The organism is Paenibacillus sp. AR247 (assembly GCF_002968895.1).
GTDB lineage: Bacteria > Bacillota > Bacilli > Paenibacillales > Paenibacillaceae > Paenibacillus_AQ > Paenibacillus_AQ favisporus.
Map to the genome: position 1 here is coordinate 1,111,218 of NZ_PCZT01000009.1, position 7,540 is coordinate 1,118,757.

6 protein-coding genes are annotated in these 7,540 nt (G+C 55.8%); 1 reads left to right on the top strand and 5 read right to left on the bottom strand.

The features are described from left to right. Positions 1-80: 80 nt before the first annotated feature. On the bottom strand, positions 81-1,337 hold the full coding sequence (locus CPT76_RS13255; protein ID WP_105443254.1) for an aminotransferase class I/II-fold pyridoxal phosphate-dependent enzyme: 1,257 nt from the start codon (positions 1,335-1,337) through the stop codon (positions 81-83). Between the two features lie 127 nt (positions 1,338-1,464). On the opposite strand from CPT76_RS13255, the gene CPT76_RS13260 reads away from it, so the two are divergent. Next, entirely contained in the window at positions 1,465-2,670 is a 1,206-nt protein-coding gene (locus tag CPT76_RS13260) for an MFS transporter (RefSeq protein ID WP_105443255.1), read from the top strand. A 70-nt stretch (positions 2,671-2,740) separates the two neighbouring features. On the opposite strand, the gene CPT76_RS13265 is transcribed toward CPT76_RS13260, so the two are convergent. The 4 genes from CPT76_RS13265 to CPT76_RS13280 form a co-directional block, all read right to left on the bottom strand. Continuing rightward, a complete protein-coding gene (locus CPT76_RS13265; RefSeq protein ID WP_105443256.1) occupies positions 2,741-3,640 on the bottom strand; it encodes a helix-turn-helix transcriptional regulator in 900 nt (299 codons plus the stop codon). A 209-nt stretch (positions 3,641-3,849) separates the two neighbouring features. Continuing rightward, a complete protein-coding gene (locus CPT76_RS13270; protein ID WP_105443257.1) occupies positions 3,850-4,839 on the bottom strand; it encodes a quinone oxidoreductase family protein in 990 nt (329 codons plus the stop codon). A gap of 97 nt (positions 4,840-4,936) precedes the next feature. Further along, the gene (gene dnaA / locus CPT76_RS13275) at positions 4,937-6,265 is read right to left on the bottom strand and encodes a chromosomal replication initiator protein DnaA (protein WP_374954674.1); all 1,329 of its coding nucleotides are present in this window, start codon (positions 6,263-6,265) and stop codon (positions 4,937-4,939) included. Positions 6,266-6,586: 321 nt separating this feature from the next. Then, the coding region (locus CPT76_RS13280; protein WP_105443259.1) for a cytochrome P450 at positions 6,587-7,540 on the bottom strand (954 nt) is incomplete at its 5' end.

Consider the following 7,540-nt stretch of genomic DNA (forward strand, 5'->3'; position numbering starts at 1 on the left):
TCAATTTAGTTTTTAATCATAAACAATAAACCCTGCTCACAAGAGCAGGGTGTTTCTGTCATGGCCCGGTATGTCACATGCTATTTCGTGTTTCCATGCATCGTAATAAATTGTCCGATCCGCGCGGCCGCTTCACGCAGACGCGCCTCCTCCTGAACAAGGGCGATCCGCACATAACCCTCCCCTTCCGAACCAAATCCGTCCCCTGGGATCACGGCCACCCCTGTTTCCAGCAGCAGCTCCCTGGCGAACTGCCGGGAGCTCCAGGGCTCAGCGCTTTCCAGGAAAGCTGCCGGCAGCTTCGCCCAAGCAAACATCGTCGCCTTTGGCTTGGGTACTGCCCAGCCCTCTCGCGCGAGCGCATCGATCAGCGTGTCCCGGCGGCGTTCGTACAAACCGGCCACCCCAGCCGCAGGCCGGAAGGGGTCCATCGCCTGCTCCAGCGCGGCGATCGCCGCCTTCTGGATCGGTCCGAAGACGCCGTAATCGATGTTGTTCTTCAGCTCCAGCAGCGAAGCGAGGACATCACGGTTCCCGGCCAGAAATCCGATCCGGCAGCCCGCCATATTAAAGCTCTTGGAGAACGAATGGAACTCGACTGCCGTTTCGATTGCACCTGGGGTTTCCAGAATGCTTGGCGGCCGGTAACCGTCAAAGCCCATTTCCGAATAGGCCAGGTCATGGACGATCAGCACGTTCCATTTTCGAGCCAAGGCGACAAGCCGTTCAAAGTACGGCCGATCCGCCGTTGCCGCAATCGGATTACCAGGGACGTTCAATAGGATAAATACCGCTTGCTCCCAAATTTCAACCGGGATGCTCTCCAAATCGGGCAAGAAGCCGTGCTCTTCCCGAAGCGGCATTTCATAGGGCTTCACGCCTGCAATGGCCAGCGAACCGGCATAAATCGGATATCCCGGATTCGGGACGATCGCCAGGTCGCCGGGATTGCAGATCGCCTGGGCCAAATGCGCCAGCCCGTCCTGCGAACCCATGAGGGACAGCACTTCCGCCTTCGGATCCAGGCGCACATTGAAGCGACGCTCCATCCATGCGGCACATTTCTCACGGAACGCATCGCTGCCCGCCGAGCCGGGATATGTATAGTTTTTTTCGTCAAGCACAGCTTCGCTTAGGGCGCGGCGCACCGCATCCGTGGGTCCGAGATCCGGGCTGCCGATGCTTAGGTCGATCAGGTCACGACCGGCCATTTCGGCTTCTTTCTTCCAAACAGCCACCTCCGCAAAAATAGAGGAACCTAAACGCGACAACTTATCGGCGCGCCAAGGTCTGGTTGCATGATTCGTCAAATCCGTCCACCTGCTTTTTCCTTTCATTATAACATGGTTTTTAAGCGAGGCTCCTCTACCTTCTAGCATCGTTCGACAATTTTTTTATTGACTTGAAAAGCCTTTCATCCTGTAAGATCAAAGAAAAAACAGACATCCAGGAGAAGAGAGAACCATGACAACTAAAAAAGAAACCATTCTGATCTTTGCCTTCACCTTTGCCGCGTTCGTGCTGGGGACGACCGAATACGTTATCGTCGGCCTGCTGAAGGATATCAGCGTCAGTTTGGGCGTATCCCTGGCGGCCGCCGGCATCCTTGTATCCAGCTTCGCCATCGCTTATGCGGTCGGCACACCGTTTGCCGTCAGCCTCTTGGGACGCATCCCCCGGCATGTGACCATATTGTCGGGCTATGCAGTACTGCTGGTGCTGAACGCCATGACGATTTTCGCCGGCAATTTCGCCCTGATGTTTGTGATCCGGGTCATCACAGCCATTTTGTGCGGGTTGACCTTGTCACTGTCCATTGCCGCAGCCAGTGAACACATCCAGGCTTCCCGCCGAGCAGGCGCCGTTGCATGGATCATCGGCGGCTTCTCGATCGCCAACGTCCTGGGCGTGCCGGTCGGCACCTATATCGGCCAGCTGCTCGGATGGCGGGCGGCATTCATCGTCACCTCTGCAGTGGGCATCATTCCGTTGTTCATCATTGCTTCGGTTCTGCCGAAAAGTGATACCGTCAGCGTCAGCTCCATGAAACAGCAGTTCGCCTTGTTCGCAAACCGCCGCATCCGGATGGCTTTCTTAATTCCGGTGCTCGGCGTGGGCTCAGTCTTTATCGTCTACACCTATATCACACCGATTCTTGAGAACGTGCTCGGCATTCCAAAGCAGTGGACAAGCGCCGTGCTGCTCGGTTATGGCGGCCTGACCATCCTGAGCAATTGGATCGGAGCCAAGGTAGCCGAAGGGGATTCGAGGTCCAAGCTCAAAATTGTATTTATCGTTCAGAGCCTGATGATGCTGGCCCTTGCCCTGACCCTGAGCTTCACCTGGGCTGCCGTTCTCTGCCTGATGCTCATCGCCTTGTTCTCCTACGCCCTGAGCGCCGCCGTTCAGCTGTATCTAATCGATCTCGCCGACGCATCGGCCGGCGGGTCCAAGGACTTTGCCTCGACCCTGATGCCGGTGGCCTCCAACCTTGGCATCGCCTGTGGCTCCCTGCTTGGCAGCCTGGTCGTCGACAGTATCGGTTTGGCTTATTTACCGTGGGCGGCACTGGCTTTTTCGATCGGCGCTTTTGCCGTAACGGCCCGCTGCCATCAGCTGGATCAAGAGCATTTGAGTATCGGGACTGCAGCCCGGATTCACACGATGTAGCCGGTCGATGTTCATTCAAAGGAGACAGACCGTCTTTTAGAGGTAAGTTTTTCTAGCGAAATAAGGATGTTTAACCTCGGAAGTTTATACTTTCATATCTACTTAAAAACGCCGCAGCCGGTCGTCCGGCTACGGCGTTTTTTTGCGCGTCCAGATCCAGCTTCTCCTCGGTTCCGGTTCCGGCCAGCGGAGAATAGACGCAGCAGTGCAGGTCTTCATTGCCATTAATATGGGCAAACGTGTTGATTTCAAAGGATAACGGCCCAAGGTCCGGATGGTTCAGCACGAATGGCTGCACCTGCTTCTCCCGTACATCGTATGAGTCCCAGAGCGCCCTAAATTCCGGGCTTACTTCGGACAACTTCTGGGCAAACGCCTCGTACCACGGGTCCCCCTTTGATTGACCATGGTAGGCGCGGAGAATGGCGGCACTGTATGCGGCAAACTCCTCCCAGTTCAGGACGCGTTCCCGCAAATACGGATTCATGAAAATGGACCAGACCATGTTGCGGCCCATTACCGGATCTTCCAGAAAGTCATACAACAGCCGGGGAGCCTGGCGGTTCCAAGCCATAATTTCGGTCCGGCGGTTGACCAAGATGGCTGGATAGCGCAGCTGATCAATAATTTTCTGCAGTCCTGGCTCCAGCGGCGGGACGGCCGCCGGCGCGGACCAGTCCGGAAGATCGCCGAATCCCGCCAGCCGCATGACATGCAGCTTCTCGTCGGGAGACAGGAGCAGCGCCCTGGCGATGTTCTCCATGACTTCCCTGGAAGCGGCCACGTCTCTCCCCTGCTCCAGCCATGTGTACCAGGTAGTGCTGACATTAGCGATTTCCGCCACCTCTTCACGGCGAAGTCCGGGAGTCCTTCTTCTGCCGTATCCCCCGCTAACCCCGACGTCCGCCGGCTGAAGCTTTTCCCTGCGCGATTTCAAAAATTCCCCGAGCAGATTCCGGGTTTGCATCATGTTAGCAGCACCTCCGAGATGTACAACGTTCCATAAACTCCACGATTCAAATGATACCACCCCTCCCGCCGTAAAAGAAAGCCTCCGCTCCGCGTCCAAGCGGGCAAGAGGCTCATATAAACGGTTGCAGATGCAGACTTTCAGGCAGGCAAGGGACTCTTCATAGGCTGTAATCTGACAAAACCTGTGGCATAGAGGACCTGCCTCGCTTAGACCATCTGCAGTACCAGTTTGCCCGNGGTTTGGCCGCTTTCGAGCAGACGATGCGCCTCAGAGGCGTCCTCCATCGGGTATATGCCGTGCACCTCCGAGCGGACCTCTCTGCTGGCGAGCAGCTGCAGCGCTTCTCTGGCCGCCTGCCCCACGCCAACCGGATCATACAGGGCATACGCCCCCAAGTTAAAGCCGGCGATGCTCTGGTTGCCGAGCCAAATCTCGTTGCTCTGATGCGCCAGCTCGCCGCCGCTGGCGTTGCCCAGAGCGACGATTTGCCCCAGCGGTCTCAGGAGCTCAAGGCTGCGTGCCCGCGTCTCGCCCCCAACCGGGTCAAATACGGCGTCGACTCCCTGTACCCCCGCGATCCGCTTCACTTCGTTCACAAAATCGGAGCGCAGCAGCAGTTCGTCGTATCCGAGCGAAGCGGCCAGCTTGATTTTATCCGGCGAACCCACCGTCCCCAGCACCTTCCCAGCGCCAAACCGCTTGGCGATTTGCCCCAGAAAGCTGCCGAGTCCGCCTGCGGCGGCGTGAACCAGCACCGTGTCCCCCTGCCTCATCCGGTTCACCTGCTTGACCGCGAAGTAGGCAGTCGTCAAGTTGACGATGGAGGCTGCCGCCTCGGCCATATCGAGATCTCCTCCGAGCGAATCGAGCGGAACCGTAAGCTGCGGCGTCACTCTGGCCTGGGTAGCGTATCCGCCAAGCTCAAGCAGCTTCATGGAAGCGACCGGCTGGCCGATCCGGAACCCTTCAACTCCGTCCCCGATTGAGCGGACGAATCCGGACACCTCAAGCCCCGGAATCACCGGAAACGGAAACAGCTCCGTAAATCCGCCTTTGCGGATCAAAATATCCACGAGCCCGACGCCTGCGTACGCCACGTCCACGATCATTTCCCCATATCTTGGCGCAAGATCCGGCATTTCCTTTACCTTAAGCACTTCTGTTCCGCCTGCTCTTTCAATAACGATTGATTTCATATAAAGAACCTCCCTGGTAGATGTTTTATGCCGTTATCTTACCAAGGAGGGTCTTAGGCAGACAGGTTCAGATTATACGGGTATAAAAAATAACAGGCTACACGCGCGGTTGGATGCGGCTTTTAATGTTTTCGGACAACCGGCTTACGATTTGATGAATCTCATGGTCCTCACGAATAACCGAGGCGATTTTTTCATGGGCGTGGATGACGGTCGTATGGTCCCTGCCGCCAAAAGCTTCCCCGATTTTGGGCAGCGAGTAATCGGTCAGCTCCCTGGACAGATACATGGCGATTTGCCGGGGAAAAGCCACGGCCCTTGTCCGTTTCCGTGCTTTAAAATCCTCGATGCGCAGACCATAATAATCTCCCACCCGCTCCTGGATGTCCTGGATCGAGATCATTTGGGGACGGGACTGCGAGATCATATTTTTTAATGCTTCGGCTGTCATATGCACGGTGATGTCCTGATTCACAAGCGAGGAATAAGCGATGACGCGGATGAGAGCCCCTTCGAGCTCACGGACGTTCGTATGAATATGGCTGGCGATGTATACCATCGCTTCGTTCGGAATGTCGAGATGCTCCGCCTTCGCCTTCTTACGCAGAATAGCGATCCGGGTCTCCAGATCCGGGGGCTGAATATCCGTGATGAGTCCCCATTCAAAGCGGGAACGCAGTCGTTCCTCCAGGGTGGGGATTTCCTTGGGCGGACGGTCGCTGGAAATGATGATCGCCTTCCCCATTTCTTTCAGGGCGTTAAAGGTATGGAAAAACTCTTCCTGTGTCTGCTCCTTGCCGGCGATAAACTGGATGTCGTCGATCAGAAGCACGTCGATGTTGCGGTACTTGTTACGGAAAGCTTCGCCGCGGTTGTTCATGATGGCATTGATAAACTGGTTGGTGAACTTTTCGGAGGATAAATAGAGCACCTTCGCCTGCGGATTGTGCTCCAGCACATAGTGGCCGATCGCCTGCATCAAATGGGTTTTCCCCAGACCGACGCCGCCGTACAAAAACAGCGGGTTATACGCCTTGCCCGGCGCCTCCGCTACAGCCAGCGCAGCTGCATGGGCAAAACGGTTGCCGAGTCCGACGACGAACGTGTCGAAGGTGTATTTTGGGTTCAGCATGGCGGCAAAAGCTGGATCGTTCAGGATATTATCCTCTATGAGGGCAGCCGGTTCGGGTGATGCGGATCTTCTCTCGGTCTCCAGCTCATCCTGGGTAATGATATGAAGCTCAGGCTGAGCATCCATGCATTCGCGAACCGCTGTCAAAATGAGCTTGGTATACCGATTCTCCAGCCATTCCTGCGTAAACGTGTTGGGCGTGCTGATTGTCAGGACGTTATCCTGCAAACTGACGGCCTTCGTCGATTTCAGCCACGTATCATAGCTGGGCTTGCTGATCTTCTTTTGAATCATGGACAGGACCTGGTGCCACAATTCTTCGACTTGCCTTTCCACGGGCGCTCAACTCCTTATACTTCGGTAAAACGAAATGATCATCCCGGCGGGCTTACGCAAAAAGGCATCCGTTCTTCCCTGCAAATGCTGTTCCTGGAACCATCGCAGTAAAGGGATGCCTTAGTTCATCATGCTTATGTACAAGCTGCTATTTTCTATTCTAGCATATCCGGGAGCCTCCAAGAAATATGGACAGCTCCCGAAAATGGAATCTGTCAGATCCCCATGCCGGTTATACTCTTTGAAACAATGTAGGAGCACTCCTAAGGATACCTGACTCTATCTGCGGCTCATCGCGATCGGATAATTTTTGACGCCGAAGACAAAGGAGCTTTGGATCGGCTGGAGTTCAGCGTCCTCGGCTCTGCGCAGATCCTTGAATCTGTCGAGGAGTGCCTGAAACGCAATTTTCCCTTCCAGCCTGGCCAGTGGAGCCCCAAGACAGAAGTGGATACCGAAGCCGAACGTCATATGCGGGTTCGGTTTGCGGTCTATTCGGAAGCCGTCCGGGTCGTCGAACCGGGACTCGTCGCGGTTGGCGGCCCCAACCCAGGAAATGACCTGTGCTCCCTGCTCCATCGTATGCTCTCCGATTTGTACCGTCTCCGCGGCTTTGCGTCCGATCGCGATGATCGGCGGGTAATAGCGCAGTACTTCTTCAATAAAGGAAGGTATGAGGTCCGGCGCTTGATACAGCTGCTCCTGAAGCTCCGGTCTTTCGGTCAGCACGCGCACGCCATTGGTGATCAGGTTCGTCGTCGTCTCGTTTCCGGCAGCAAGCAGCAGCACGCAGAAGCTGATAATATCCCTTTCCGACAGCTTCTCTCCTTCAATTTCAGCGTTCAGCAGCGCAGTTACGAGATCTTCCTGCGGCTTTGCAGCCCGCTGCTCCATAATTCCCTTAAAGTACTCGGACAGCTCTCCCATCGCTTTCATCCGCTTGTCGGTAATCCGCTGGAATGCTTCGTCGGTGAGGTCGTCGGCACTTTCCACGAGAATATCGGACCAGTGCTTGAACTTGTTCCGGTCTTCCTTCGGAGCACCCAGCAGCTCGGCAATGACGATGACCGGCAGCGGAGTGGCGAATTCGCCGGAAATGTCCATGGCTCCATCCGTTACCGAATCGAGCAGCTGCTCGGCGATGGACTGGATACGGGGGGTCAGCTCTTGGATCGCCTTGGGCGTAAACGCTTTGCTGACCAGGTCGCGCATTTGCTTATGCTTGGGCGGATC

Bases quoted from the DNA above. Each gene is read 5' to 3' on its own strand.
- CPT76_RS13260 (WP_105443255.1), top strand. From the start codon at position 1,465: ATGACAACTAAAAAAGAAACCATTCTGATCTTTGCCTTCACCTTTGCC.
- CPT76_RS13255 (WP_105443254.1), bottom strand. From the start codon at position 1,337: ATGAAAGGAAAAAGCAGGTGGACGGATTTGACGAATCATGCAACCAGA.
- dnaA (WP_374954674.1), bottom strand. From the start codon at position 6,265: ATGATTCAAAAGAAGATCAGCAAGCCCAGCTATGATACGTGGCTGAAA.
- CPT76_RS13265 (WP_105443256.1), bottom strand. From the start codon at position 3,640: ATGATGCAAACCCGGAATCTGCTCGGGGAATTTTTGAAATCGCGCAGG.